Origin of the sequence: Mycobacterium avium subsp. avium (assembly GCF_009741445.1) — a bacterium.
Taxonomy (GTDB): Bacteria; Actinomycetota; Actinomycetes; order Mycobacteriales; family Mycobacteriaceae; genus Mycobacterium; species Mycobacterium avium.
This window is the reverse complement of the sequence record NZ_CP046507.1, coordinates 4,437,923-4,464,028: the sequence shown is the minus strand read 5'-3', so window position 1 is coordinate 4,464,028 and position 26,106 is coordinate 4,437,923. Positions and strand designations below refer to the sequence as shown.

Sequence of the window (26,106 nt, the reverse complement as noted above, 5' to 3'; positions counted from 1 at the left end):
GGTCAGCCGGCCTGCTTTTCGGCCGAGTCGACGTGCTCGGCGGCCGCCAGCGTCCCGTCCTGGGCCCGGCGCTCCAGCCACTCCACCACCGGGCGCGCGTAGATCATCTGGCTGGTGATGGCCATCTGGCCGCGGGTGCGGCCCAAAAACGAGATGCCCCAGGCGAACATGGCGGCCAGCCGGTTGCGGTGGCCGATCAGGTAGTACAGGTGCAGCAGCAGCCACGCCAGCCAGGCGATGAAGCCGGCGAACTCCACCCTGCCGACCTGCGCGACGGCGCTGTACCGCGAGATCAGCGCCATGCTGCCCTTGTTGACGTACCGGAACGGCTTGCGCTCGGCCGGGTTGTCCTGGCCCTTGACCGCCTGCTTGATGATGCCGGCCGCGTACTTCGCGCCCTGGATCGCGCCTTGGGCCATCCCGGGGACACCGGGCACCGACATCAGATCGCCGACGACGAAGACGTACGGATGCCCCTTGACGGTGAGGTCGGGCTCGACGATCACCCTTCCGGCACGGTCGGTTTCGGTGCCGTCGGACTGCTCGGCGATCATCGCGCCCAGCGCGCTGGCCTGCACCCCCGCCGCCCACACCTTGCACGCGCATTCGATGCGGCGCTCGGCGCCGTCCTTCTCCTTGACCGTGATGCCCATGTAGTCCACCGCGGTCACCATCGCGTTGAGCTGGACCTCGACGTCCATCTTCTGCAACCGCCGCTGCGCCTTGAGGCCCAGCTTGGGGCCCATCGGCGGCAGCACCGCGGGCGCGGCGTCGAGCAGGATGACCCGGCATTCGCTGGGGGTGATGGTTCGAAACGCCCCGGCCAGGGTGCGCTCGGCGAGCTGGACGATCTCGCCGGCCAGCTCGACGCCGGTGGGGCCGGCCCCGACCACCACGAAGGTCAGCCGGCGTCTGCGTTCGGCCGGATCGGTGGCCACCTCGGCGGCCTCGAAGGCGCCCAGGATGCGTCCGCGCAGCTCCAGCGCGTCGTCGACGCTCTTCATTCCCGGCGCGAACGCGGCGTACTCGTCGTGGCCGAAATAGGACTGCTGGGCCCCGGCGGCCACGATCAGGCTGTCGTAGGGCGTGACGGTGTCCATGCCCATCAGGTGCGACGTCACCGTCCTGGCGGTGAGGTCGATGGCCGAGACGTCACCCCAGAGCACCCGAACGTTCTTCTGCTTGCGCAGGATCAGTCGGGTGGTCGGGGCGATGTCGCCCTCGGACAGGATGCCGGTGGCCACCTGGTAGAGCAGCGGCTGGAACAGATGCGTGGTGGTTTTCGAGATCAGGGTGATGTCGACCTGGGTTCCCTTGGGCACGCGTTTGAGCGCCTTGGCCGCAGTCAGTCCGCCGAAGCCGCTTCCGATGATGACGACACGATGGCGCGACATGCCCGTCCCTTCTGCCGTGCCGGGCGGCCGGTCTGCCCAGCGCAACTCCACCGTACGACGCCACACCCGCGAAAGGCGAGGCATCCGGGCAGACCGATGCGCCGCGCGGCCCAGCCGTCGACCGGCCGAAGGAACCCCTCAAGGCGAAAACGGTTGGGAGCGCGCGGTTCTCGGCAATGCCCGAACACCGAGGCGCCGCTGCTCCCACGCCGTGAACCGAAGCGAACAGCGAAGTTCCTTGTGCGGCAGCAGGTCCCGGCCGAAGCCGCGGTGAGCCGACGACCCCAGGCCGCGGCTCCGGCCGGTTACCTAACTCATCTTCGCTTTTGCGAAGCGTGAAATGACCGAAAAAGCCCGAATCACACTGTGGGCTTGTTCGGTTGATGCACTACTACGGAGTGCAGGTCAAACCGGGTCCGCAGTCGATAACTAACGGAACCGTGCACGCCGAGGTCATTGGTGCCGCCAAGGCGAGGACCACGGCGACGACGATTTTGCTGGTGCGACGAGACATAAGAACCCCCTTCGTCTGGGAGACGATATTCTGATGCCCGATGTGGGCGAGTTTACGTCGTCAGCACTTCGCAGATAAGGGATTTCGCGAAGATCGCCGACCGATTCGCCAAACGGATGATCGGCGACCACCGGCGCGGCCCGGCCCCCGGATGGGCATTGCAATCGCAGCAAAATTCGCTGCCGGGAGGAATTCGAATTATCCTGCGCGCGGCCGTGACCGCGGCTATATTGGATCGCTATTTACCGGCCGCCGATTGGTGCCGGTGCGTAAACCGGACATGAATTCAAAAACCCGGCAAGCGGTTTCGGTCTCATTCCGCTCCGACCGGCGGCGGGGCTAGAACGGCCACCCGGTGGCGTCGCTCTTGTACTTGGCGTTGAGGTCACTGCAGAAGTCGGCGGCGGTGCCGGCGAGCAGGATGTAATAGGTCTCGCCGCGGCGGCTTTCGTAGGAGGTGGGGGTGGTCCAGCCGCTGTTGCACATCGCGGTTTCGCCGCCGGCGGTGGCCCGTCGCCAGTTGGTCTTCGCGCACGCGGCCAGGTTGTCCGGGCTCGGCGTGGCACTCTTGGCCGCGACGAGCATGGCCCCACCCCACTGGCCGTCGTTGCGCCGGTAGGCGCGCGCCCCGAACCCGGCGTTGTTGTCCTGGTACGTCAACGCGCGGCGCAACAGCGAAAAGGGCGCCGCCAGCTGCTGGTTGGCCGCCCCCGCCGCCGCGGTGATGAACTGCGCCGCGTCCGAGCCGTCGATCTCCTGCACCACGCCGGGGTTGCCAAAGCTGAACAGCTGCTGGGAGATTCCCTGCGCGGCGGCCGAGCCGCCGCCGATGATCGGGCGGCTGCCGCCGGAAGTCATCGGCGGCAGCCCCGGGGGCGGGTCGGCGGCCGCCGGCGCCGTGGCGGCGTACAGGGTCGCCAGCGCGGTCAGGGCGCCGATCCGGCGGGCCGTGGCACTCATGCCCCTATTTCAGCACGTCCGCGTAGTCGGCGCGGCGCTCATCGGAAATCAGCCCGTTGAGCAGGTGCCGGGTCTGCAACGCGATGTACTCGTCGAGGGTGTAGATCGGCCCGAAGTGCCAATGCTTGAGCGCCCAGCCGTGGGCGAGCAGCATGATGTCGAACACGGCGAGGTCGACGTCGACGCTGCGGAAGACGCCTTGGGCGATGCCGGTTTCGATTACCGCGCGCAGCGGCGCGGCGGTGGCGATTTCCAGGTCCTTGATCTGGGCGCGGCCGGCCGCCCCGAGGGTCCGGCTCTCCCGGTAGGTCAGCACCACCCCGTCGAGGTTCTCGTCGACGATCTGGATGTAGCGGCGGATCCCCGCGCTCAACTGGTCGACGACGTCGTCGCCGGCGGCGTCGATGACCGGTGCCAGTTGATCGCGGAACACGTCGAGGATGCGCACGATGGTGGCCAGCAGCAGGTCCTGTTTGCCGCCGAAGTACTTGTACAGCAGGCCGACGCTGACGTCGGCCTCGGCGGCCAGGTCGTGCATGGACATGCGGTGAAAACCGTTGCGGCCCATCACCTTGACCGCGGCGTCGAGCACCTGGCGGCGCCGCGCGCCGGCCCGTGCGGCACGCACGGCCTCCTCGGCGGGCAATTCGCTGTAGTCGACGGCCATGCCGCTAGAGGCCCAGGTCCCTGGCGATGATGGTCTTCATGATCTCGTTGGTGCCGCCGTAGATGGTCTGGATGCGGGCGTCGACGAACGCCCGCGCCACGCCGTACTCGCGCATGTAGCCGTATCCGCCGTGCAACTGCAGGCAGCGGTCGGCGGTGCGGACCTGCAGATCGGTGGTCCACCATTTCAGCCGGGCGGCCCGCGCCGCGGTCAGCTCGCCGGCCAGGTGCGCGGCCAGGCAGTCGTCGAGATAAGTGCGGGCAACGTCGATTTCGGTGGCCAGTTCGGCGAGCACGAATTGACTGTTCTGGAAGGCGGCGATGGGCGCGCCGAAGGCGTGCCGCTGCTTGACGTAGTCCAGCGTCTCGGCGAATACCGCCTCGGCGGCGGCGACCGCGCCCACGGCCAGCGAAAGCCGTTCCTGAGGAAGGTTTTTCATCAGCTGGTAGAAGCCCCGGCCTTCCGCCTCGAGCAGGTTCTCGGCCGGCACCCGCATGTCGGTGAAGCTCAGCTCGCTGGTGTCCTGGGCGTGCAGGCCGATCTTCTCCAGGTTGCGGCCCCGGCCGAAGCCCGGCGTGTCCGCGTCCACGACCAGCAGCGAAAGCCCCTTGTGCCGGTCCGGTGCGGTGCGTACCGCGACCACGAACAGGTCGCCCACCTGCCCGTTGGAGATGAACGTCTTGGCGCCGTTGACCAGGTAGTGATCGCCGTCTCGCACCGCGGTGGTGCGGATCCCGGCCAGGTCGCTGCCGGTGCCGGGCTCGGTCATGGCGATCCCGAGCACCGTCTCGCCGGTCACCACGCCGGGCAGCCAGCGCCGTTGTTGCTCGGGTGTGGTCAGCTCGACGAGGTAGGGCAGCACGATGTCGTTCTGCAGCGAGAAGGCGATGGCCTCGGCGGCCGCGCCGGCCCGCTGCAACTCGTCGACCACGATCGCGTTGTAGCGAAAGTCGTCGACCCCCGGGCCGCCCAACCGCTCGGGCGCCGAAAAGCCCAGCAGCCCCAGTTTGCCCGCCTCGACGAACAGCGACCGGTCCCACTGGCCGTCGCGTTCCCACTTCTCGTGATTGGGCACGACCGTCCGTTGCACGAAATCGCGGACCAGCTCCCGGAACTGGTGATGCTCGGAGGTGTACTGCAGGTGTGCGGCCATCGGGTGCTGCTCCGGGTCAGCGGAAGGCGTCGGCGCCGGTGAACGCCTGGCCGAGGACGAGCTGATGCATCTCCGGCGTGCCCTCGTAGGTCAGCACCGATTCCAGGTTCACCATGTGCCGGATGACGGGGTATTCCAGCGATATCCCGTTGCCGCCCAGGATGGTTCGCGCGGTCCGGCAGATCTCGATCGCCTCCCGGGTGTTGTTGAGCTTGCCGAAGCTGACCTGCTCGGGCCGCAGCCCGGTGCTGTCCTTGAGGCGGCCCAGATGCAGCGACAACAGCTGGCCCTTGTGCAGCTCGACGGCCATGTCGACGAGCTTGGCCTGGGTCAGCTGGAATCCGGCGATGGGGCGGCCGAACTGGGTGCGCTGGGTGGCGTAATCCAGGGCGGCCTGCCAGGCCGAGCGCGCCGCGCCCATGGCGCCCCAGATGATCCCGTAGCGGGCCTCGGACAGACACGACAGCGGGCCGCGCAGCCCGGTGGCTCCGGGCAGCATCGCCTCGTCGGGCAGCCGCACGTCGTCGAGCACCAGCTCGCTGGTGATCGAGGCACGCAGCGACAGCTTGTGGTGAATCGTGTTGGCGGTGAAACCCGGCGTGTCGGTGGGCACCAGGAAGCCGCGGATGCCGTCGTCGGTGCCGGCCCACACCACGGCGACGTCGGCCACCGACCCGTTGGTGATCCACAGCTTGCGGCCGTCGAGCACCCAGTCCGAACCATCCCGTCGCGCACGGGTTTTCATCGCCGCAGGGTCGGAGCCGACGTCGGGCTCGGTCAGCCCGAAGCAGCCGAGCAGTTCGCCGGTGGCCATGCCCGGCAGCCATTGGCGTTTTTGCTCCTCGGAGCCGAAGTTCCAGATCGCGAACATCGCCAGCGAGCCCTGCACCGAGACCATCGAACGCAGACCGGAGTCGGCGGCCTCCAGCTCCACGCAGGCCAGCCCGTAGTGCACGGCCGACGCGCCGCCGCAGCCGTAGCCGTGCAGGTGCATGCCCAGCAGGCCGAGCCGGCCGAACTCCCTGGCCAGTTCGCGGACCGGCAGGTCGCCGATCTCGAACCACTCCGCCACGTGCGGCAGCACATGCTCGGCGCAGAAACCCCGCACGGTGTCGCGCACCGCGCGTTCGTCGTCGGACAGCAAGGCGTCCAGGCCCAGCGGGTCGTAGCGGTCGAAGGCCGGTGGGGTCTTGGTGCTCGTCTCGGTGCTCATAGCAGTCAGCCTGCCATCGTCAGGCCGCCGCTGACACTGATCACCTGTCCGGTGACGAACGACGCGGCCTGCGAGGCGAAGAACAGCACCGCCGCGGCGACCTCCTCGGGCCGGGCCAGCCGGCGCAGCGGAATCGCTTTGACCAGTGCTTCTTTCAGCTTCTCGGGCTGGGCGTGAAACAGCGGGGTGTCGGTCGGGCCCGGGCACACGCAGTTCACCGTGATCTGGTGGCGCGCCATCTCGCGCGCCAGCGACTTGGTCAGCGCGATCACCCCGCCCTTGGCGCCGGCGTAGATGCTCTCACCGGCGCTGCCGACCCGCCCGGCGTCGCTGGCGACGTTCACCACGCGTCCGCCGCCGTGCGTCTCGATCATCCCGGGCAGGAACGCCGAACACACATGCACCGGCCCCAGGTAGTTGATGGCCACCACCTTCTGTGCGAATTCCGGTGTGGCGTTGAGGAATTGGTCGGTTCGGTCCCAGCCGGCGGCGTTGACGACGACGCCGGGCACCTCGATGTCGGCGTGGATGCGGTCCCGCAGCGCGGCGACCCGTGCCGGGTCGGCGACGTCCACCGGCGCCGCGGTGATCAGGTCGGGATGCTCGGCGGCGGTGGCCGCGGCCGACGCCTGGTCCAGGTCGGCGGCGACGACGCGGTCACCCCCGGCGGCCAGCCCGAGCGCGATCGCCCGGCCGATGCCCGAACCCGCGCCGGTCACCACCGCGAGGCGGCGGTGTGAATCAGTATTCATTGCAGACGAATCTAGGTTCACCTCGGTTGCCGGGTCAAGGATCGGCGCGGCCGAGCGGGTAGTCTCGCTGCATGCTTAGGCTCCGGCGGCTGGCCTGGTTCGCGGTCGATGTCCTCGGCGTGCTGGTGTTCTGCGCCGTGGGGCGGCGCAGCCACGACGAGGGCCTCAGCGCCACCGGCGTCGCCGTGACGGCGTGGCCGTTTCTGACCGGCACCGCGCTCGGCTGGCTGGTCTCCCGGGGATGGCGGCAGCCCACCGCGGTGCTGCCCACCGGCGTCGTCGTCTGGCTGTGCACCGTGATCGTCGGCATGCTGCTGCGCAAGGCCAGCTCCGCCGGCGTGGCGGCCAGTTTCGTGGTGGTGGCCTCGACGGTCACCGCGCTGGTGTTGCTCGGCTGGCGGGTGGCCGCCGGGCTGACCCTGCGGCGCCGCTCCGACGCCTGAGACGACGCCCGGGACGACGATGGCAGCGACAGCCGAGGTGGGGGTGACCGCAACCTTGGGCGCCGGCGCCCGGGCCGTCGCCACGCGGCAGGGGTTGCTCAACGACCCGTACGCCGAGCCGCTGCTGGGCGCCGTCGGCATCGACTACCTCACCCGCGCGATCGCCGACCACACGTTCGCGGCCGATGAATCGCCGGTCGGCGACGACCCGGCGGTGACGTCGTTGCTGGATGCGCTGGCCGCCCACACCCGGTTCGTGGACGAATTCCTCGCCGAGGCGGGCCGCGCGGGCATTCGCCAGGTGGTGATCCTGGCATCGGGCCTGGACACCCGGCCGTACCGGCTGTGGTGGCCGCGCGGGACCACGGTCTACGAGATCGACCGGCCGCGGGTGCTCGATTTCAAGGCCGGGGTGCTGCGCGGGCTGGACGCCCGGCTGGCCGCCAACCGGTGCGCGGTCGGCATCGACCTGCGCGACGACTGGCCGGCGGCGTTGCGGCGGGTGGGTTTCGACGCGGCCCAGCCCACGGCGTGGGTCGCCGAGCAGCTGCTGGTCGGCTACCTGAAGCCCGCCGAGCAGAACCGGCTGCTGCGCCGGCTCACCGCGGCCAGCGCCGCGGGCAGCCGGTTGGCCGCCGACCACCTGCCCACCTGGGATCCGCTGCAGCTGGAGGCCGAGCGGGCCTTCGTGGAGGGCTGGCGGCGCCGCGGCCTGGACATCGACCTGGCCAGCCTCACCCACCCGGGCGAATACCATTACGTCCCTGAGTATTTGGCGACCCACGGCTGGGAGCCGGCGGCGCGGTCCATCGCCGATCTGCTGGGCGCCCTGGGGTTGGGGCCGCGGCGGGGCGCCGGATCAGGCGGCGCCCAGTTCATCCCGGAATACGTCACCGCGACCCGCGTTTGAGTGTGTCGATGACCTCCGAATCCAGCCCGCCGGCCGACGGCCGACTGCGGTTCGTGCCGGCCACGCACGACGACCCGCTGGCCCGGCCGCTGCTGGCCGAACTTGCCGTCGAGTACGCCCAGCGCTACGGCGGCACGCCGAGCGCGCACCTGAGCTGGTTGCCGGTGCCGCGCGACGAACTGGCACCGCCGCACGGCGGGCTGCTGATCGGCGTCGTCGACGGCGTGCCCGTCACCGGCGGCGCGTTTCGCCGCTACGACGCCGAGACCGCCGAGCTCAAGCGGATCTGGACCGACGCGGCCCACCGGCGCCGCGGCTACGCGCGGGCGCTGCTGGCGGCGCTGGAGGAGCGGACCCGGGCGTGCGGGTATCGGCGGCTCTACCTGATCACCGGCAACCGGCAACCCGAGGCCGAGGCGCTCTACGACGCGACCGGATACATCCGGGTGCCCGCCGACCCGCTGCCGGATTGGGGTCCGTTCCGCCCGATCGCGTTCGAGAAGTGGCTGGTTCCCGACGAACGGTGAATTGCCCTGGGCCGCAACAGCTCACTGGCGCCGAGCGTGGGCCGTATGGACGAATTCCGGGCGGTTGGCGTACGTGGGGCCCACGCTCGGGCGCCGGCCTAGCGACCCGCCGCGAGCGCGAGCGCCGCGTCGGTGGCCTCCTTGATCGGCCCGCGCCACACGTCGCCGTGGCCGGGCAGCAGCACCTCGGTGTCGAGCAGGGCGAGCGCGGACAGCGTGCGGATGCAGTCGCGCTGGCTGTAACTGAAAATCGCCGGGAGCAGCTGAGGTCCGCGGTGGCGCAGCAGGGGATGGCCGGTGATCAGCGCGTCGCCACTGACCAGGACGCCGTCGATCAGGTACGAGCAATGGCCGTTGGTGTGGCCGGGGCTGAAGACCGGCGTCGGCCGTCCCGGCAGCCCGGCGGCCACCTCGGCGGTCAACGGTTGGGCGGTGGGGATGCCGTCGCGGATCAGGCCGCCGCTGCGGACCACATGCGCGGTCCACTTCGCCCATCGGGGCCGCCAAATACGAAGCGCCACATCGAAAATCGACACCTGCTCCAGGTACTCGCGTTTGGCGTGGCCCACCTCGTCGGCGTGGCAGTAAACCGGGATGCCGTGCTCGCTCGCCAACCAGATCGCGGTGCCCAGGTGGTCGATGTGCGCGTGCGTCAACACGATGGCGCGCACGTCGCCCGGGCCGTAGCCGAGCTCGGCCAGCGAGCCCAGCACGTCCTCGCGGTCCCCGGGATAGCCGGCGTCGACCAGCATCACCCCGGTGTCGTCGGCGACCAGCGTCCAGTTGACCGCGTCCCCCCGGGCGAGGTGCACCGCGTCGGTGACCTGAACTAGCTCCGCCATGCCCGCGAGTGTAAGCGGAGGAGTAGAAATGACCCGTGGCTGAACTCAAACTCGGATACAAAGCGTCCGCCGAACAATTTGCACCCCGCGAGCTGGTCGAACTCGCCGTCGCCGCCGAAGCCCACGGCATGGACAGCGCCACCGTCAGCGACCACTTCCAGCCGTGGCGACACGAGGGCGGCCACGCCCCGTTCTCGCTGGCCTGGATGACCGCCGTCGGGGAACGCACCACGCGGATCACACTGGGCACCTCGGTGCTCACGCCGACCTTCCGCTACAACCCGGCCGTCGTCGCGCAGGCCTTCGCCACCATGGCCTGCCTGTACCCGGGCCGGATCTTCCTCGGGGTGGGCACCGGCGAGGCGCTGAACGAGATCGCCACCGGATACCAGGGCGAGTGGCCGGAGTTCAAGGAGCGCTTCGCCCGGCTGCGCGAATCGGTGCGGCTGATGCGCGAGCTGTGGCGCGGCGACCGCGTCGACTTCGACGGCGAGTACTACCGACTCAAGGGCGCCTCGATCTACGACGTGCCCGACGGCGGCGTCCCGATCTACATCGCCGCCGGCGGCCCCGCGGTGGCCAAATACGCCGGCCGGGCCGGCGACGGCTTCGTCTGCACCTCCGGCAAGGGCGAGGAGCTGTACAAGGACAAGCTGATCCCCGCGGTCATGGAGGGCGCGGCGATCAACGACCGCAATGTCGACGACATCGACAAGATGATCGAGATCAAGATCTCCTACGACCCCGACCCGGAACTGGCGCTGGAGAACACCCGGTTCTGGGCGCCGCTGTCGCTGACCGCCGAGCAGAAGCACAGCATCGACGACCCGATCGAAATGGAGAAGGCGGCCGACGCGCTGCCCATCGAGCAGGTGGCCAAGCGCTGGATCGTGGCCTCGGACCCCGACGAGGCGGTGGCCAAGGTCAAGGACTACGTCGACTGGGGCCTCAACCACCTGGTGTTCCACGCGCCCGGCCACGACCAGCGCCGGTTCCTGGAGCTCTTCGAAAAGGACCTGGCGCCCAGGCTTCGGCGACTTGGCTGACATTTCGGCGATCTACGTTGCCGCTCCCGAACCGGAGACCGGCAAGTCCACCGTCGCGCTGGGCCTGCTGCACCGGCTGACCGCCACGGTCGCCAAAGTCGGTGTGTTTAGGCCGATTACGCGTGAGGGGCAGGACCGCGACTACATCTTGGAGCTGCTGCTGTCGCGCACCACCGCGGGGCTGTCCTACCAGCAGTGCGTCGGCGTCACCTACCAACAGCTGCACGCCGACGGCGACGCGGCGATCGCCACGATCGTCGACGCCTACCACGCGATGGCCGAGCTGTGCGACGTGGTGGTCATCGTCGGCAGCGACTATTCCGAACTGGGACAGGCGATCCGGCCCGCGGAGCTGTCCACCAACGCCCGGATCGCGGTCAACCTCGGTGCGCCGATCCTGCTGACGGTCAGCGGCAAGGGGCGCACCGCCGCCGAGGTCGCCACCGTCGTGCAGGTCTGCCTGGCCGAGCTGGACGCCCAGCACGCGCACACCGCGGCGGTGGTGGCCAACCGGTGCGAGCCGGCCGAGCTGGACGCGGTGGCCGAAGCGTTGCGCGGCTTTCCCCAGCGCTGCTACGTGCTGCCCGACGAGCCGCTGCTGTCGGCGCCGACGGTGGCCGAACTGGAAAAGGCGGTCGCCGGTTCGCCGGTCAGCGGCGAGGAGTCGCTGCGCGAGCGCGAGGTCACCGGCATCCTGGTCGCCGGGATGACCGCCGACCACGTGCTGGAGCGCCTCGCGGACGGCATGGCCGTGATCACCCCCGGCGACCGCTCCGACGTGGTGCTCGCCGTGGCCAGCGCCCATGCCGCCGAAGGCTTTCCGTCGCTGTCGTGCATCGTGCTCAACGGCGGGTTCGCGCTGCATCCGTCCATCGCGGCGCTGGTGGCCGGGCTGCGGCTGCGGCTGCCCATCGTCGCCACCGCGCTGGGCACCTACGACACCGCCAGCGCGGCGGCCGCGGCCCGCGGCAGGGTGACGGCCACCTCACAGCGCAAGATCGACACCGCGCTGGAGCTGATGGACCGGCACGTCGACATCGCGGATCTGCTTGAACAGCTTGCCATTCCGATTCCCACCGTGACCACGCCGCAGATGTTCATCCATCAGCTGACCCTGCAGGCGCGCGCCGACCGCAAGCACATCGTGCTGCCCGAGGGCGACGACGACCGCATCCTGCGCGCCGCCGGCAGGGTGCTGCAGCGCCGCGTCGCCGACCTGACCATCCTGGGCGACGAGGCCCGGATCCGGCAGCGCTCGGGAGAACTCGGGGTGGACCTGAGCGACGTTAAGGTCATCGACCCGCGCACCAGCGCGCTGCGGCCCGAGTTCGCGCAGCAGTACGCGCAGCTGCGCAAGGCCAAGGGCGTCACCGTCGAGCAAGCCCGCGAAATCATGCGCGACGCAACGTACTTCGGCACCATGCTGGTGTACACCTCCCAGGTCGACGGCATGGTGTCCGGCGCCGCCCACACCACCGCGCACACCGTGCGCCCGGCCTTCGAGATCATCAAGACGGTGCCGGACGTCTCCACCGTGTCCAGCATCTTCCTGATGTGTCTGCCCGACCGGGTGCTGGCCTACGGCGACTGCGCGATCATCCCCAACCCGACACCGGAGCAGCTGGCCGACATCGCGATCTCCTCGGCGCGCACCGCCGCCCAGTTCGGCATCGAACCGCGGGTGGCCATGCTGTCCTACTCGACGGGTGACTCCGGCACCGGAGCCGACGTCGAAAAGGTGAGAACTGCAACGCAATTGGTGCGGCAGCGCAACCCCGACCTGCCGGTCGAGGGCCCCATCCAGTACGACGCCGCCATCGAACCGTCGGTCGCCGCCACCAAGCTGCGGGATTCGCCGGTGGCCGGTCGGGCCACCGTGTTGATCTTTCCCGACCTCAACACCGGCAACAACACCTACAAGGCGGTGCAGCGCAGCGCCGGCGCGCTGGCCATCGGGCCCGTGCTGCAGGGCCTGCGCAAGCCGGTCAACGACCTGTCGCGGGGTGCGCTGGTCGAAGACATCGTGAACACGATTGCCATCACCGCGATTCAGGCGCAGGGGCTGCCCGGTGGACGGTAGTGACGGCGCGCGCCGGGTGCTGGTGATCAACTCCGGCTCGTCGTCGCTGAAGTTCCAGCTGGTCGATCCCGAGTCCGGGGTGGCCGCCTCGACGGGCATCGTGGAACGCATCGGCGAGGAATCCTCGCCGGTCCCCGACCACGACGCCGCGCTGCGCCGGGCGTTCGACATGCTGGCCGGCGACGGCGTCGACCTGAACACCGCCGGGCTGGTCGCGGTGGGTCATCGGGTGGTGCACGGCGGCAACACCTTCTACCAGCCCACCGTGCTGGACGACGCGGTGATCGCCCGGCTGCACGAGCTGTCGGAGTTGGCCCCGCTGCACAATCCGCCGGCGCTCCAGGGAATCGAAGTGGCCCGCCGGCTGCTGCCCGGCATCGCGCATGTGGCCGTCTTCGACACCGGGTTCTTCCACGACCTGCCGCCCGCGGCGGCGACCTACGCCATCGACCGCGAATTGGCCGATCGCTGGCAGATCCGCCGGTACGGGTTCCACGGCACCTCGCACCGCTACGTCAGCGAGCAGGCCGCGGCCTTCTTGGATCGGCCGCTGCGCGGCCTGAAACAGATCGTGCTGCACCTGGGCAACGGCTGCTCGGCGTCGGCGATCGCCGGCACCCGGCCTCTCGATACCTCGATGGGGTTGACGCCGCTGGAGGGACTGGTGATGGGAACCCGCAGCGGTGACATCGATCCCAGCATCGTCAGCTATCTGTGCCACACGGCCGGGATGGGGGTGGACGACGTCGAGTCGATGCTCAACCACCGCTCGGGGGTGGTGGGGCTGTCCGGCGTGCGGGACTTCCGCCGGCTGCGCGAACTCATCGAATCCGGGGACGGCGCAGCGCAATTGGCCTACAGCGTGTTCACGCACCGGCTGCGCAAGTACATCGGTGCCTACCTGGCGGTGCTGGGCCACACCGACGTCATCAGCTTCACCGCCGGCATCGGTGAGAACGACGCCGCGGTGCGCCGCGACGCGGTGTCCGGCATGGAGGAGCTGGGCATCGTGCTCGACGAGCGCCGCAACCTGGCCGGGAGCAAAGGGGGACGCCAGATCTCGGCCGACGACTCGCCGATCACGGTGCTGGTGGTCCCCACCAACGAAGAGCTGGCCATCGCCCGTGACTGCGTGCGGGTGCTAGGCGGATAGGAAGCCGAGGTCGCGGCGGCCGGCGCCGACCGAGGGCGCGGGATCGGTGCCGACGGTGCGTGCCAGCAGCTCGTGGTAGATGTCGCGAAAATCGGTGGTGTACTTCAGGTCTCCGTTGTCGAGGTCGGTGAGGCTGGGTTGCTCGCCGTAGAATCCGCCGTTGACCGGTGCGCCCGCGATGAACACCGGGCCGGCCGTGCCGTGGTCGGTGCCCTGTGAGGCGTTGGCCCGCACCCGCCGCCCGAACTCCGAATACGCCATCAGCACCACGTTGCGCCCGGCCATCTGCGCGACGAATCCGGTGACCGCCTCGTCGAAGGTCTGCAGCAGCCGCTGCTGGGTGCCGCGTTCCCCGGCGTGGGTGTCGAAACCGCCCAGTTGCACGGTGTAGACGCGGGCCGGCACCCGGGCCTTGACGGCCTGGGCGACCACGTCCAGCTGGGCTGCCAGCGAATTATTCTGTTTGGCAGGCGGTTTCACCGAGGCGAAGGTGGCGTCGGCGGTGCGCGCGGCGCGGTAGGCCTTGCACACCGCGGCCATCGCCGGGGTGTCGTCGGGGGCGTCGTCGCCCAGCGCGGTCATCACGGCGTCGAACTGCCCGGCCTTGCCGGCGCCGCCGCCCGGGCTCAGCGCCGCGGCCGTGCACTTGGCGCCGACCGCCAGCGGCGGCAGCACCGCCCCGATGTTGACCGCGCGCAACGGGTCGTCGCCGGTGGCGTCGAGCCAGCGGCCGATCCAGCCCGTCGACACCGGCTCGTCCGGCGACGCGGTCTGCCAGATGTCCATGGAGCGGAAGTGACTGTGGTCGGGTTTCGGGTAGCCCGCGCCGCGCACGACGGCCAGCTTCCGCTGGTTCCACAGCCCGGCCAGGCCCTTGAGCGCCGGGTTGAGCCCCAGCTGCTGATCCAGGTGCAGGACGTCTTGCGGGGCGTAGGCGAGTTCGGGCCGGGCGTCGTGATAGGCGTTGTCCGCGTACGGGATCAGCGTGTTGATGCCGTCGTTGCCGCCGTAGAGGGTGACGATCACCAGCACGCCGGCGCCCGGTGCCAGCGGCCGGTCCCGGGCCGCGCGCATCAGGTCGGGCCAACCGACCGCCACCGCCGACGACAGCAGCCCGGCCGCCGACACGCCCGCGCTGGCGATCAGGAATCTGCGACGGTTCATCTCGGTCATGACGTCAGGTACTCCGGGGTGTTGACGGCCGCGGCGACCAGCCGGGGCGGTTGGCCCACCAGGGGTTGCAGCGCGCGGGCGGTGCGGTCGGACCAGGCGCCGACGCCGATCAGGTAGCCGACCGCGTCGATGCGGTCGGTGGGCGGGGTGTTCTCGATGCCGGACAGGTCGCCGGCGTGCGCCAGCTCGGTCGCGGCGCGCAGCCGGGCCCCGGCGCTGGCGGTGGACAGCCAGACCTGCCCGCTGGGCCAGCCGCCGACGCTGGGCGGATAGAACGGCCGCTGCCCCAGCGTGCGCAACGTCGCGTCGATCATCTTGAGTCGCTTGGGATCATCGACGGGCACCCGCAGCGAGCGGATCACGCCGATCAGCCATTCGATCGGGGTGTTGACCATGCTGGCCTGGGCGCCGGTGAACTCCGGGTCGGTGAGGATGGCCCGGGTCAGGGCGCGCAGGTCGCGGCCGGGGCCGTAGGCGGCGACCAGCCGGTCGAGCGCGGGCGGCGACGGCGGGTCGTCGCCGGCCAACTGCTGCCACAGCCGCCCCGCCACGTACCCGGCCGATTTCGGCTGGGCGAGCACCGCGTCGCAGAACCCGGCGGCATCGAAGTTCGCGCTGCGGCCGAACAGCGTCTTGGCCGTCGCGTCATGGCGTTTGGGCAGCACCGACGTCGCGCCGCCGGCGCCGATGACCCAGCCGGTCAGGGCGCGTGCCCCGTTGCGGACGTCGCTCTCGGTATAGCCGTTGCCGTGGCCCAGCGCGAACAGCTCCATGAATTCGCGGGCCAGGTTTTCGTTGGGCGCCTTGGCGGTGCTGGTCTGCCCGTCCAGCCAGCGCAGCATGGCGGCGTCGGTCAGCATGGCGTAGGCCAGGGTGCCGAAATCGCCCAGCGACAGCGTGCGCAGCTTCTGGTTCTGCGCGGCCATCTGCGCCGCCACCCGCACCTTCTGCGCCGAGGTGGCAAAGTGGTTGTGCCACAACAAGGTCAGCTTCTCGTGGAACGGTTGGCGCACGACGACCATGCGGCGGATCCACCAATCCGACAGCACGCCCTGCTGTTCGGTGAGCTGCTGGTTGTACTGCTTGCGGGCCGCGGGGGTGGCGCGTTTGCCGGGCGGCTGGGGCGCCGGCAGGGCGGGCATCGGGGTGGCCAGCGCGCCGGGGTCGGCGTCGGGATCGGCGGCCAGCATCGCGTCCAGGTGGCCGGGCCAGCCGCGGGCGACGGCGGCGTCGACCTCGGGGCCGGTCACGCCGAAACCGGCCCGGCGCAGCATGCGCGCCGTGCCGACCCACAGGGTGGACTGCCCCGCCATGGAATAACTGTGCGGTGTGCAGCTGAAAATTCGCTGAGGGTTCTTGCGATTTTCTTGAGGCCTCACGGGCGGCGCGATCCGACGCTGCCGCGCGGCCGCCGTTCGCGTGCTGTACAGTGACCGAGGGCCGGTTCACGGAACCGGAGTTCCGTTTAGGGTTGGGCTTCGCGGGCGTTGCGCGCTAGTCGGCGGCGCTTGTCTCGCTGCGCGAAAAATGAAGGGAGGCAGCGGATTTTGCGCATCTTGCGTAGGGCGTGGATGCCCCTGCTGCTGGTGGTCGTGATTTCGCTGGGCGCCTACGCGGTGGTCCGTATCCGCGACACGTTCGGCACCCACGGCGGTGTGACGAGCGGGGAGGGCGCCGGCGACAACACCAAGCCGTTCCACCCCAAGCACATCACGTACGAGATCACCGGCGCCCCGGCCGGCACGGTGAACGCGAACTATCTGGACGAGAACGGCCAGCCGCACCTGGTCGAATCGGCGCCGTTGCCGTGGTCGTTCACCATCGTGACCACGTTGCCGTCGATGTCGGCCAACATCGTCGCCCAGGCCAGCGAGCAGGTGCATGCGCTGCGGTGCCGGGTCATCGTCGACGACCAGGTCCGCGACGACCGCAACACCAACGACTACCAACCGTTCATCTACTGCTTGGTGAAATCCGTATGAGTAACCCGCATGCGCAGTCCCGACTCCCGGTCATTCCCAGGCTCATTCGCGTGCTGTCGCTGCCGATCACCCTCCTGGGCTGGGTGTTCGTCGCGGTCGCCCTGGGGGTGCTGTCGCCGTCGCTCGACGACGTCGCGTCCCAGCACTCGGTGCCGATGACCCCGCGGGACGCGCCGGCGTTCAAGTCGATGATGCACATCGGCGACAAGTTCAACGAGTTCCACACCGATTCCACGGCGATGGTGGTCCTGGAGGGGAAGGACAAACTCGGCGACAGCGCGCACGAGTTTTACGACCGCATCGTGCGCAAGCTGCGGGACGACCATCAGCACGTCCAGAACATCCAGGACTTCTGGAGTGATCCGCTGACCGCCGCCGGCTCGCAGAGCCCGGACGGCAAGTCCGCCTACGTGCAGGTCTTCCTCAACGGCGCCCAGGGAACCACGCCCAGCTACGAGTCGGTCGCCGCGGTGCGCAAGATCGTCGACAGCACACCCGCACCGCCCGGCGTCAAGGCGTACGTGGCCGGCAACACCGTGCTGAACGCCGACACCAGCATCGTCGGCCATAAGAGCATGGCGACGATGGCGCTGGTCTCGATCGTGGTCATCTTCGTGATGCTGCTGGTGGTGTACAGGTCGATCGTCACCACCGTGCTGAGCCTGGTGATCATTGGCATAGAACTCTTTGCGGCCCAGGGCATTACGGCGACGGCCGGCAATCTCAACATCATCGGCCTGACGCCCTACGCGGTCAGCATGATCACCATGCTCAGCATCGCCGCGGGAACCGACTACGTCATCTTCCTGCTCGGCCGCTATCACGAAGCGCGCTCCTTCGGCCAGGGCAGGGAGGAGGCCTTCTACACCGCCTATCACGGTGTCTCGCACGTCATCCTGGGCTCGGGCCTGACCATCGCGGGCGCCTGCCTGTGCCTGACGGCGGCCCGGTTGCCGTATTTCCAGACCATGGGGTTGCCCTGTGCGATAGCGATGGTGGTCATCGTGTTGGCGGCGCTGACCCTGGCGCCGGCGATCCTGGCGGTCGGCTCGCGGTTCGGCCTGTTCGATCCCAAACGCGCGATCGACGTGCGGGGCTGGCGCAAGGTGGGCACCGCCGTGGTGCGCTGGCCCAAGCCGATCATCGTGGTGACCGCGGCGATCGCGGTGATCGGGTTCATCAGCCTGCTGACGTACGTGCCGAACTACGACGACCAGAAATTCACGCCGAAGGACATGCCCGCCAACGCCGCGATGACGGCCGCCGAACGGCACTTCTCCCAGGCCCGGATGAACCCGGAGTTGCTGATGGTGGAGGCCGACCACGATCTGCGCGACCCGGCCGATATGCTCGTCGTCGACCGAATCGCCAAGAGCGTCTTTCATCTTCGCGGCATCGAGCGGGTCCAGACCATCACCCGGCCGCTGGGGGCGCCGATCGAGCACAGCTCGATCCCGTTCCAGATCGCCATGCAGAACTCGGGCACGCTGCAGACGGCCAAGTTCATGAACGACACCATGGCGAACATGCTCGAGCAGGCCGACGAGCTGGACAAGACGATCGCCGTGATGGAGCACATGTACGGCGTCATGAAGGAACTCACCGCCACCACGCACAGCATGGTCGGCCGCACCCACGAGATGGTGGACACCACCAATGAATTACGGGACCGCATCGCCGATTTCGACGACTTCTTCCGGCCCATCAGAAGCTACTTCTACTGGGAGAAACACTGTTTCGACATCCCGGTCTGCTGGTCGATGCGCTCGCTGTTCGACGCGCTGGACGGCATCGACGAGCTCTCCGACCAGATATCTGGGCTCACCATCGATCTCGATCACATGGATCGGTTGATGCCGCAACTGCTGGCCGATTTCCCGAAAACCATCGACTCGATGAAGACGATGCGCGACTTCATGCTGTCCACCCATTCCACGATGGCCGGCATCCAGGCCCACCAGCAGGAGGCCGCCGAGGGCTCGACGTTGATGGGGCAATACTTCGACGAGGCCAAGAACGACGACTCGTTCTACCTGCCGCCGGAAGTCTTCAAAAACCCCGACTTCAAACGCGGGCTGAAGATGTTCGTCTCACCCGACGGCACCGCGGTGCGGTTCATCATCACCCACCAGGGCGATCCGGCCTCGGTCGAGGGAATCAAGCACGTCGCCGGTGTCAAGGACGCGGTCGCCGACGCCATCAAGGGCACCCCGCTGGAGAGCTCCAAGGTGTACCTGGCCGGGACCGCGTCGATGTACTCCGACATGCAAGAAGGCGTCATCATCGACCTCCTGGTTGCCGGAATCTCCTGTCTCATCCTGATTTTCACGATCATGTTGATCATCACCCGCAGTGTGGTCGCGGCGTTGGTCATCGTCGGCACCGTCGCCGCCTCGCTGGGCACCGCCTGCGGCCTGTCGGTGCTGATGTGGCAGGACCTCATCGGGCTCGGCGTGCAATGGATCGTGCTGCCGCTGTCCATCGTGATCCTGCTGGCGGTGGGATCGGACTACAACCTGCTGCTGGTGTCGCGACTCAAGGAGGAGATCCCCGCGGGCCTCAACACCGGCATCATCCGCGGCATGGGCGCCTCGGGCCGGGTCGTCACCGCCGCCGGGCTGGTGTTCGCCTTCACCATGGCGTCGATGATCGTCAGCCAGCTGCGGGTGATCGGCGAGCTCGGCACCACCATCGCGCTGGGCCTGCTCGTCGACACCCTGATCGTGCGGTCCTTCATGACGCCGTCGATCGCCGCCGCGCTCGGGCACTGGTTCTGGTGGCCGATCAACACCATCCGCATGACCCGACGCACACACCACGACGAGGAGGCACACACGGCGCCGATCCGGCAGCCGGCTCTAAGGTGAACTGCGTGGGGCAGCCGCAATCGCAGATGGAGCCGGAATCCAAGCTTCGCCAGCGCACCGAGGGGCGACTCGATCGCTCGCGCGACCCCGCGATCCTCGATGCCGCGTTGGCGGCGCTGGCCGAACACGGCTATGACGCGACGAACATGAACGACATCGCCGCGCGGGCCGGCGTCGGCAAGGCCGCGATCTACCGGCGGTGGTCGTCGAAGGCCGCGTTGATGACCGACGCCCTGATCTACTGGCGGCCCGAGCTCCTCAACGACGACGCGCCCGACACCGGGAGCCTGGCCGGCGACCTCGACGCGATCGTCAAGCGCGCCAAGCGCAACGACAACGCGTTGATCTCCAACGACCTCGTGCTGCGGGTCGCCTTGGAGGCCGCGCACGATCCCGAGCTCGCCACCGCGCTGAACGACCTGATCCTGTTCAAGGGCCGGCGGGTGCTGTCGGCCGTTCTGGCGCAGGCCGCCGACCGCGGGGAAATCGACCCGAACCGCGACTGGTCGTTGGTCGCCGACGTGTTGACCGCGATGGGCCTGTTGCGCGCCATCAGCGGGCAGCGCGTCGACGGCAAGTTCGTGCGGCGGGTCATCGACACCCTGATCCTGCCCGCCGTGCGGGCGGCACCCGAATAGCTATCGGGGCCTGTGCACAGCCGCGGTCGCGGTCGCCGCCGGCGTGCCAGGGTTTCTCGTATGGGGGAGGCGCCGGTCGTCGGCAGCGAGGAACTGGCGTCCGGGCGGCTGAACCGTCACCGGCTGCGGGTGGCCTACCGTCCGGTGTTCCCGAATGTCTACCTGCCCGCGCAGGTCGAGCCGACGCTGCCGCTTCGCATCCGCGCGGCGTGGCTGTGGTCGGGGCGGACGGCGGTCATCGCCGGCGCGGCCGCGGCGGCGGTGCACGGCGCCGCGTGGATCCCCGATGCTGTCCCGATCGAGTTGATCCACCACAACACTCGTGCCCCCGACGGGGTGCTGATCCGGCGCGACGGCCTGTGCCCCGGCGAAACGCAGATCTGCGACGGGCTCGCCGTCACCACACCGGAGCGAACCGCCTTCGACATCGGGCGACGGGGTGCCGTCCGCTCGGCTGTGGTCCGGCTCGACTCGCTGGCGCGCGCAACGGGTTTCAAGGCCGACGACGTGTTGCGGGTGGCCGGGGCGCACCCGCGCTCGCCCGGGCTACGGCGCCTGGAGGCGGCGCTGGGCCTCGTCGACCCCGGTGCGCAGTCACCGCGGGAGAGCTACCTGCGGCTGCTGCTCATCGACGCGGGTCTGCCTCGGCCGCAGACCCAGGTCCCGGTGCCGGGCGCCGACGGCCTGCCCGTCGCGTACCTGGACATGGGCTGGCCCGAGTGGATGGTCGCCGTCGAATACGACGGCGACCACCATCGCACCGACCGGCGCCAGTACGTCAAAGACATTCGCCGGCTGGAGATGCTCGAGCAGCTGGGCTGGGTCATCGTCCGGGTGGTCGCAGAGGACCGGCCGGCGGACATCGTCCGCCGCGTCCGCGCGGCACTGGCGAAATCTGGTGTTGCGCCTCGGCTTTCAGTGTGAGGTGTCGGCTTTCGGTGTTGCGGTACGGCTTTCGGTGTTGCGCTGCGGCTTTCGGTGTTGCACCAGGGCGCGGATCGTCGGCGTGTCGCCGCCCTGTGTACACACTCGACGCCCAGGGTGCACACTCGGGCCGAGGCGCCGGGACGCCGAGGCGCCCGGACGACTCAGAACGTGCTGGTGGGCCGCACCTTGTTGGCCATGTCCACCAGCGCGTAGCGGTGCCGCTGGGTGGGGGCGACGCGGGCCAGGTTGCGCAGCGCCGCTTCGACGCCCAGCCGCAGCCCGTGCTCGGTGAACGGGAAGCCGAGGATGTGGTTGGTGCTGGCCTTGTTGTCCTCCAGCCAGTCCATCGCGCAGCCGAGCACCAGGGCGCGGATCTGCAACACCCGCGGCTCGGTCGGCGGCAGCGCCTCCACCCGCCGGGCCGCGTCCCGGATTTCCTCTTCGGTGATCTCGCTCTTGGACCGCCCGGACAACAGCGTCACCGCACTGGTCAGCCGCGCGGTGGTGAAGTGCCGCGAGGTGGCCGGCACCTCGTCGAGGGTGCGCACCGCGGCGGCCCGATCACCCTCGGCGGACAGGGTTCTGGCCAACCCGAAGGCCGCCGAGATCACGCCGTCGTTGGTCTTCCACACCGTCTCGTAGAACCGATGCTCGTCGACATCGCCGGCCAGCTCGGCGGTCGCGGCCAACGCCAACTTGGGCGCCAGCTCGCCCGGGAAGGTGTCCAGCACCTCGGTGAAATGCGTTGTGGCCGAATCGTAGTCGCCGGTCAGCAGCTCGGCCACCGCCTTGTACCAGACCAGCCGCCACTGCCAGCCGACCCGCTCGGCCAGGTCGTCGAGCTTGCGGGTGGCCTTGGCCACGTCGCCGAGGTCCAGCAGCGCGCGCACCTCCATCAGCGGCAGCTCGATCGACTCGGACAGCTCGACCCCGTCGGCGTCCAGCGTCCCGTGCCGGGCCGCGCGCAGCGAGTCCAGCGTCTGCACCGGCTGCGACAACACCGTCGCCTGCAGCACCGGGGCGGCGACGTCGGCCGGATCGACCAGCGGCACCTGCAGCGCGGTCACGATCTCGCGGGCGGTCAGCTTCTCCGAATGCACCTGGCCGTCCAGGTACACGTCGGTGTGCGCGACCAGCAGGTCCACCCCGAACGTCGAGCGGCTGGGCGAGAAGATGGTCGACAGGCCGGGCCGCGGCACCCCGGTGTCGTGCGCGACCACCTCGCGCAGCACCCCCATCAGCTGGGCCGACATCTCCTCGGTGCTGGAGAACCGGCGCCGCGGGTCGGGGTCGGTGGCGCGGCGCAGCAACCGGCGGAAGGAGTCGTAGGTGCCCAGCACCGGGTCGTTGTCGGGGATGCCGTCGACGTAGCGGCCGTTGCGGGTGGGCAGGTTCAGCGTGAGCGCGGCCAGCGTGCGCCCCACCGTGTAGATGTCGGTGGCCACCGTCGGGCCGGTCCGCACGATCTCCGGCGCCTGGAAACCCGGTGTGCCGTAAAGGTATCCGAACGAGTTGATCCGCGACACCGCGCCCAGGTCGATCAGCTTGAGCTGCTCCTCGGTGAGCATGATGTTCTCCGGCTTGAGGTCGTTGTAGACCAGGCCTATCGAATGCAAATAGCCCAGCGCCGGCAGGATCTCCAGCACGTAGGCGATGGCCTCGGAGACCGGCAGCTTCTCGCCCTTGCCGTGCCGCAGCGGCTGCCCGCCGACGTACTCCATGACGATGTAGCCGACCGGATTCCCGTGCCGGTCCACATGCTCGACGAAGTTGAAGATCTGCACGATCTGCGGGTGCACCACCTCGGCGAGGAATTGCCGTTCGGCCATCGCGATGGCCTGCGCCTCGGCGTCACCGGAGTGCACCAGGCCCTTGAGCACCACCGGCCGGTCGTTGACGTTGTGGTCCACCGCCAGGTAGACCCAGCCCAGCCCGCCGTGCGCGATGCAGCCCTTGACCTCGTACTGGTTGGCGACGATGTCGCCCGGATTCAGTTGCGGCAGAAACGAATACGCGCTGCCGCAGTGCGGGCACCAGCCCTCGGAGGTGCCCTTGCTCTTCTTGGTGGACCGCCCCACCGGTTTGCCGCAGTTCCAGCAGAAGCGCTTGGACTCCGGCACCACCGGGTTGGTCATCAACGCCTCGCGCGGGTCGATGTCGCGGCCGCGCGGAATCTCGACCAGCCCACCGCCGAGCTGACGGACCGGCGGCAGCGCCCGCGTCGCCACCGTCATGCGGTCGGCGCTGTCGGTGTCCAGGGCGCCCAGCGAGATGTGCGGGAAGTCGTCGTCGTCATCGTCGAAGTCGGGCCGGAACAGCGCCTGGGTGGCCTGCAGCCGCCCCGTTGCCGCGCCGCCCTGGGCGTCGTCGCCCACCTCGGCCGGCTGGGTGCCCGGGCCCACCTGCTCGGTCCCCGGTTCCGGCTGCTCGCTCTTGTTGTCCGGCTCGGCCATCAGTCCAGATACCTCGGGGTGGGCGGGGCCGGCGCGGGGCCCAGCACGGTCAACCACTTGCGGTACAACGTGTTCCAGGTGCCGTCCCGGCGGATCCGCTCCAGCGTTCCGTTGACGAACCGCACCAGTCCGGTGTTGTTCAGGTTGATCCCGATGCCGTAGGGCTGGGTGGCCATGTTCGGCCCGACGATGTGCAGGTACGGGTCCTCTTCGACCAGCCCGGCCAGGATCGAGTCGTCGGTGCTGACCGCGTCGATCTCGCGCTGCTGCATGGCCACCAGGCAATCGGCCCAGTTGACCACCGACACCACGATCGGCGGGGGATCGATCTGCCGGATCCGGTGCAGCGACGTGGTGCCCTTGGCCACGCAGACGCGTTTGCCGGACAGGTCGGAGACCTTGGTGATCGGCGAGTCGCGCGGGGCCAGGATGCGCTGGTTGGCATCGAGGTACACGGTGGAGAAGTTCACCTGCTTGCGCCGGTCGCAGGTGATGGTCATGGTCTTGACCACGACGTCGACCTCGCCGCGCTGCAGCGCGGTGACCCGCTCGTCCGACGACAGGATCCGGTACTCGACGTGCGAGGGCGCGCCGAAGATGTCGCGGGCGATCTCGCCGGCGATGTCGACGTCGAAGCCGGTGATCTCGCCGGTGATCGGGTCGCGGAAGCTGAACAGGTTGCTGCCGATGTCGAGGCCGACGATCAGCCGGCCGCGGGCGCGGATGTCGGCCACCGCGGCGTCGGCCTCCGCCTTGGTGGGGAAGGGTCGCAGGCTGGCCGTCAGGTCGCAGTTTTGGTCCGGGCCGTCGGGCGGCAGCGGCGGCTGCGGCGGCAGCTGCTCCATGCCGACCGGGGTGGGCGGCGGCAACGTCGGCACGCTGGCCACCCGCAGCGACTCGGTGTGGCCGCACCCCGCCGCGACCAGCACCGCGGCCAGCGCGGTGCACGCCCGTCGCAGCAGGGGCAGCCCGGCCGTCATCGGTACTCTTTCAGCCTCGGCCACAGGCCCAGCGCCACCGCGATGGCGGCGCCCAGCGACAGCACCACGCCGCCGACCTGGGCGCCGGACAGCCCGCTGCGCGCGTTGATGACGTCGTTGCGCAGGTGGATGCGGCCCTGGTCCATCGCCTTCATCAGCTCATCCTGCAGCTTGTCGAACGCGGGGGTGGAGTCCTCCTCGCTGCTGCCCAGCGCGACCTGGGTGGCGGCCCGATAGTTGCCCACCGAGATGTAGGAGGTGATCCGGTCGTTGGCTTGGCGCCAGCGCAGCAGCAGCTGGTCGGCACCCTCCAGGTCGGGCTTGTCCACCGCATCGCTGCGCGACATGTACTCGTCGAGCTGGCGGTGCATCGAGTCCAGGCGCTGGTAGAACGACTGCTTGCGCTTCTCTTCGTCGCCGCGGCGGATCAGCGACAGCGTCTCGTCGGCGCGGGCCTGCTGCGCGGTGATGGCGACGTTGGTGACGGTCTTGAGCGACTCGGCGGCAGTGTCCTTGGCGCTACGGCTGGCCGTCGTAGAAATGGTCAACGCTGTCCCGACCCACACCACCATGACGAGAATAGCGAGCGCGCCCACCACCAGCCCCGGATTGATCCGCCGCCGCGTGCGCCGGGCCAGCCAGCGATGGGCGAACGCCCCGAAGACCACGGTGGCGCCGACCACCATGATGACCGGCGCCGGGATCTGGGTGGACGCCGTGGTCTCCTCGTCCACCCGCTTGGAGGTGGCCTGGTACAGCCGGGCCGCGTCGGGCAGGATCGTCGACTGCATCAGCCCCGACGCCTCCGACAGGTACGACGAGCCGACGGGGTTGCCCTGCCGGTTGTTGGTGCGGGCGGTCTCGATCAGCCCGGTGTAGACGGCCAGCTCGGCGTTGATCCGGCCCAGCAGCTGCACCATCGGCTCGTCGGTGAGCCCGCTGGAGGCCCGGGTCACCGCCACCGCGGCGTCGGTGATGGCCTGCTCGTAGCGCTGCCGCACCGGCGGCGGCTCGGCCTCGGCGATGAAGGCGGTGGCCGCGGCGGCGTCGGCCACCGACAACGTGGTGTACAGCCGCCCGGCCGCGAACGACAACGGCTCGGTGTGGTTGAGCACCGTGGTGAGCACCTGCTGGCGGTGGTTGATGGTGGTCGAGGTGGCGAACGCGCTCAGGCCGCCCAGCGCCGCCAGCACGATGCCGATGGTCAGGATGCGGCCGGGCGTCGTCGAGATGAACCACCAGCGGGGATGGGCTGGTTCGGCCGGTGACCGCGAGCCCTGCGGCTCGGTCGACGGGTGCGCCAGCTCAACCGTCACGTCTGATCAGCCCTCATCTCTCGGCCACTGGATTTCGCTGCACGGACCTGTATAAGCGAAGTCTAAGAGCATGTTCGGGTGGATGGGTGGAGGCGAAGCAATTGACGACGTGCCAG

Annotated in this window: 22 protein-coding genes; 10 read left to right on the top strand and 12 right to left on the bottom strand. The window is 69.4% G+C overall.

The window, feature by feature from the left end:
- Positions 1-2: 2 nt before the first annotated feature.
- The 6 genes from MAA44156_RS20950 to MAA44156_RS20920 form a co-directional block, all read right to left on the bottom strand.
- Positions 3-1,394 (bottom strand): NAD(P)/FAD-dependent oxidoreductase, encoded by a 1,392-nt coding sequence (locus MAA44156_RS20950; protein WP_009979431.1) that lies wholly within the window; start codon positions 1,392-1,394, stop codon positions 3-5.
- Positions 1,395-2,247: 853 nt separating this feature from the next.
- Positions 2,248-2,868, bottom strand: a complete 621-nt coding sequence (locus MAA44156_RS20940; RefSeq protein WP_009979429.1) for a hypothetical protein — start codon at positions 2,866-2,868, stop codon at positions 2,248-2,250.
- A gap of 4 nt (positions 2,869-2,872) precedes the next feature.
- Entirely contained in the window at positions 2,873-3,535 is a 663-nt protein-coding gene (locus MAA44156_RS20935; RefSeq protein WP_009979428.1) for a TetR/AcrR family transcriptional regulator, read from the bottom strand.
- Positions 3,536-3,539: 4 nt separating this feature from the next.
- Positions 3,540-4,688, bottom strand: coding sequence for an acyl-CoA dehydrogenase family protein (locus MAA44156_RS20930; protein WP_009979426.1), 1,149 nt, complete (start codon positions 4,686-4,688; stop codon positions 3,540-3,542).
- Between the two features lie 16 nt (positions 4,689-4,704).
- A complete protein-coding gene (locus MAA44156_RS20925) occupies positions 4,705-5,901 on the bottom strand; it encodes an acyl-CoA dehydrogenase (protein ID WP_009979425.1) in 1,197 nt (398 codons plus the stop codon).
- Positions 5,902-5,906: 5 nt separating this feature from the next.
- Complete coding sequence (locus MAA44156_RS20920) at positions 5,907-6,653, bottom strand: SDR family NAD(P)-dependent oxidoreductase (protein WP_029248626.1); 747 nt, start codon at positions 6,651-6,653, stop codon at positions 5,907-5,909.
- Positions 6,654-6,724: 71 nt separating this feature from the next.
- Here MAA44156_RS20920 and MAA44156_RS20915 point away from each other — a divergent pair, with 71 nt between their 5' ends.
- From MAA44156_RS20915 to MAA44156_RS20905, 3 genes are read left to right on the top strand one after another with little or no spacing between them, the layout of a single operon-like run.
- Positions 6,725-7,096, top strand: a complete 372-nt coding sequence (locus MAA44156_RS20915) for a DUF3054 domain-containing protein (protein ID WP_003873830.1) — start codon at positions 6,725-6,727, stop codon at positions 7,094-7,096.
- A gap of 19 nt (positions 7,097-7,115) precedes the next feature.
- Positions 7,116-8,006 (top strand): class I SAM-dependent methyltransferase, encoded by an 891-nt coding sequence (locus tag MAA44156_RS20910; RefSeq protein ID WP_023880558.1) that lies wholly within the window; start codon positions 7,116-7,118, stop codon positions 8,004-8,006.
- 8 nt (positions 8,007-8,014) lie between these two features.
- A complete protein-coding gene (locus MAA44156_RS20905; RefSeq protein WP_009979419.1) occupies positions 8,015-8,533 on the top strand; it encodes a GNAT family N-acetyltransferase in 519 nt (172 codons plus the stop codon).
- 98 nt (positions 8,534-8,631) lie between these two features.
- Here MAA44156_RS20905 and MAA44156_RS20900 read toward each other — a convergent pair whose 3' ends face one another.
- Complete coding sequence (locus MAA44156_RS20900) at positions 8,632-9,375, bottom strand: MBL fold metallo-hydrolase (RefSeq protein ID WP_009979417.1); 744 nt, start codon at positions 9,373-9,375, stop codon at positions 8,632-8,634.
- Between the two features lie 35 nt (positions 9,376-9,410).
- Between MAA44156_RS20900 and fgd the strand changes: the two genes are divergently transcribed.
- Genes fgd through MAA44156_RS20885 form a run of 3 tightly spaced genes read left to right on the top strand, consistent with a single transcriptional unit; the run spans position 9,411 to position 13,654 of the window.
- Positions 9,411-10,421: a glucose-6-phosphate dehydrogenase (coenzyme-F420) gene (fgd, locus tag MAA44156_RS20895; protein ID WP_009979416.1), complete on the top strand. Its 1,011-nt coding sequence runs from the start codon at positions 9,411-9,413 to the stop codon at positions 10,419-10,421.
- Complete coding sequence (pta, locus tag MAA44156_RS20890) at positions 10,414-12,501, top strand: phosphate acetyltransferase (RefSeq protein WP_009979415.1); 2,088 nt, start codon at positions 10,414-10,416, stop codon at positions 12,499-12,501. The genes fgd and pta overlap by 8 nt, the downstream gene beginning before the upstream one ends.
- Positions 12,491-13,654 carry an acetate kinase gene (locus MAA44156_RS20885; protein WP_009979413.1) on the top strand — a complete coding sequence of 388 codons (1,164 nt, stop codon included), beginning with the start codon at positions 12,491-12,493 and terminating at the stop codon, positions 13,652-13,654. Before pta ends, MAA44156_RS20885 begins: the two co-directional genes overlap by 11 nt.
- On the opposite strand, the gene MAA44156_RS20880 is transcribed toward MAA44156_RS20885, so the two are convergent.
- Both MAA44156_RS20880 and MAA44156_RS20875 read right to left on the bottom strand, forming a co-directional pair.
- Positions 13,643-14,827 carry a DUF1501 domain-containing protein gene (locus MAA44156_RS20880; RefSeq protein WP_009979411.1) on the bottom strand — a complete coding sequence of 395 codons (1,185 nt, stop codon included), beginning with the start codon at positions 14,825-14,827 and terminating at the stop codon, positions 13,643-13,645. The two genes, MAA44156_RS20885 and MAA44156_RS20880, sit on opposite strands and share 12 nt — an antisense overlap.
- Positions 14,824-16,140 carry a DUF1800 domain-containing protein gene (locus tag MAA44156_RS20875; protein ID WP_009979407.1) on the bottom strand — a complete coding sequence of 439 codons (1,317 nt, stop codon included), beginning with the start codon at positions 16,138-16,140 and terminating at the stop codon, positions 14,824-14,826. The genes MAA44156_RS20880 and MAA44156_RS20875 overlap by 4 nt, the downstream gene beginning before the upstream one ends.
- A 258-nt stretch (positions 16,141-16,398) precedes the next feature.
- Here MAA44156_RS20875 and MAA44156_RS20870 point away from each other — a divergent pair, with 258 nt between their 5' ends.
- The 4 genes from MAA44156_RS20870 to MAA44156_RS20855 are packed head-to-tail and all read left to right on the top strand — an operon-like array spanning position 16,399 to position 21,238.
- Positions 16,399-16,809: an MmpS family transport accessory protein gene (locus MAA44156_RS20870; RefSeq protein WP_003873821.1), complete on the top strand. Its 411-nt coding sequence runs from the start codon at positions 16,399-16,401 to the stop codon at positions 16,807-16,809.
- Entirely contained in the window at positions 16,806-19,676 is a 2,871-nt protein-coding gene (locus MAA44156_RS20865) for an MMPL/RND family transporter (protein WP_023880562.1), read from the top strand. The genes MAA44156_RS20870 and MAA44156_RS20865 overlap by 4 nt, the downstream gene beginning before the upstream one ends.
- Positions 19,673-20,314: a TetR/AcrR family transcriptional regulator gene (locus tag MAA44156_RS20860; protein WP_003879269.1), complete on the top strand. Its 642-nt coding sequence runs from the start codon at positions 19,673-19,675 to the stop codon at positions 20,312-20,314. The genes MAA44156_RS20865 and MAA44156_RS20860 overlap by 4 nt, the downstream gene beginning before the upstream one ends.
- 60 nt (positions 20,315-20,374) lie before the next feature.
- Complete coding sequence (locus MAA44156_RS20855; protein ID WP_009979405.1) at positions 20,375-21,238, top strand: endonuclease domain-containing protein; 864 nt, start codon at positions 20,375-20,377, stop codon at positions 21,236-21,238.
- Positions 21,239-21,402: 164 nt separating this feature from the next.
- Here MAA44156_RS20855 and MAA44156_RS20850 read toward each other — a convergent pair whose 3' ends face one another.
- From MAA44156_RS20850 to glnX, 3 genes are read right to left on the bottom strand one after another with little or no spacing between them, the layout of a single operon-like run.
- Positions 21,403-23,694 carry a serine/threonine-protein kinase PknG gene (locus MAA44156_RS20850; protein ID WP_009979404.1) on the bottom strand — a complete coding sequence of 764 codons (2,292 nt, stop codon included), beginning with the start codon at positions 23,692-23,694 and terminating at the stop codon, positions 21,403-21,405.
- Positions 23,694-24,674, bottom strand: coding sequence for a glutamate ABC transporter substrate-binding protein (locus tag MAA44156_RS20845; protein WP_003873816.1), 981 nt, complete (start codon positions 24,672-24,674; stop codon positions 23,694-23,696). The genes MAA44156_RS20850 and MAA44156_RS20845 overlap by 1 nt, the downstream gene beginning before the upstream one ends.
- Positions 24,671-25,990 carry a protein kinase G-activating protein GlnX gene (glnX, locus tag MAA44156_RS20840; protein ID WP_003879271.1) on the bottom strand — a complete coding sequence of 440 codons (1,320 nt, stop codon included), beginning with the start codon at positions 25,988-25,990 and terminating at the stop codon, positions 24,671-24,673. The genes MAA44156_RS20845 and glnX overlap by 4 nt, the downstream gene beginning before the upstream one ends.
- Positions 25,991-26,106: the final 116 nt, after the last annotated feature.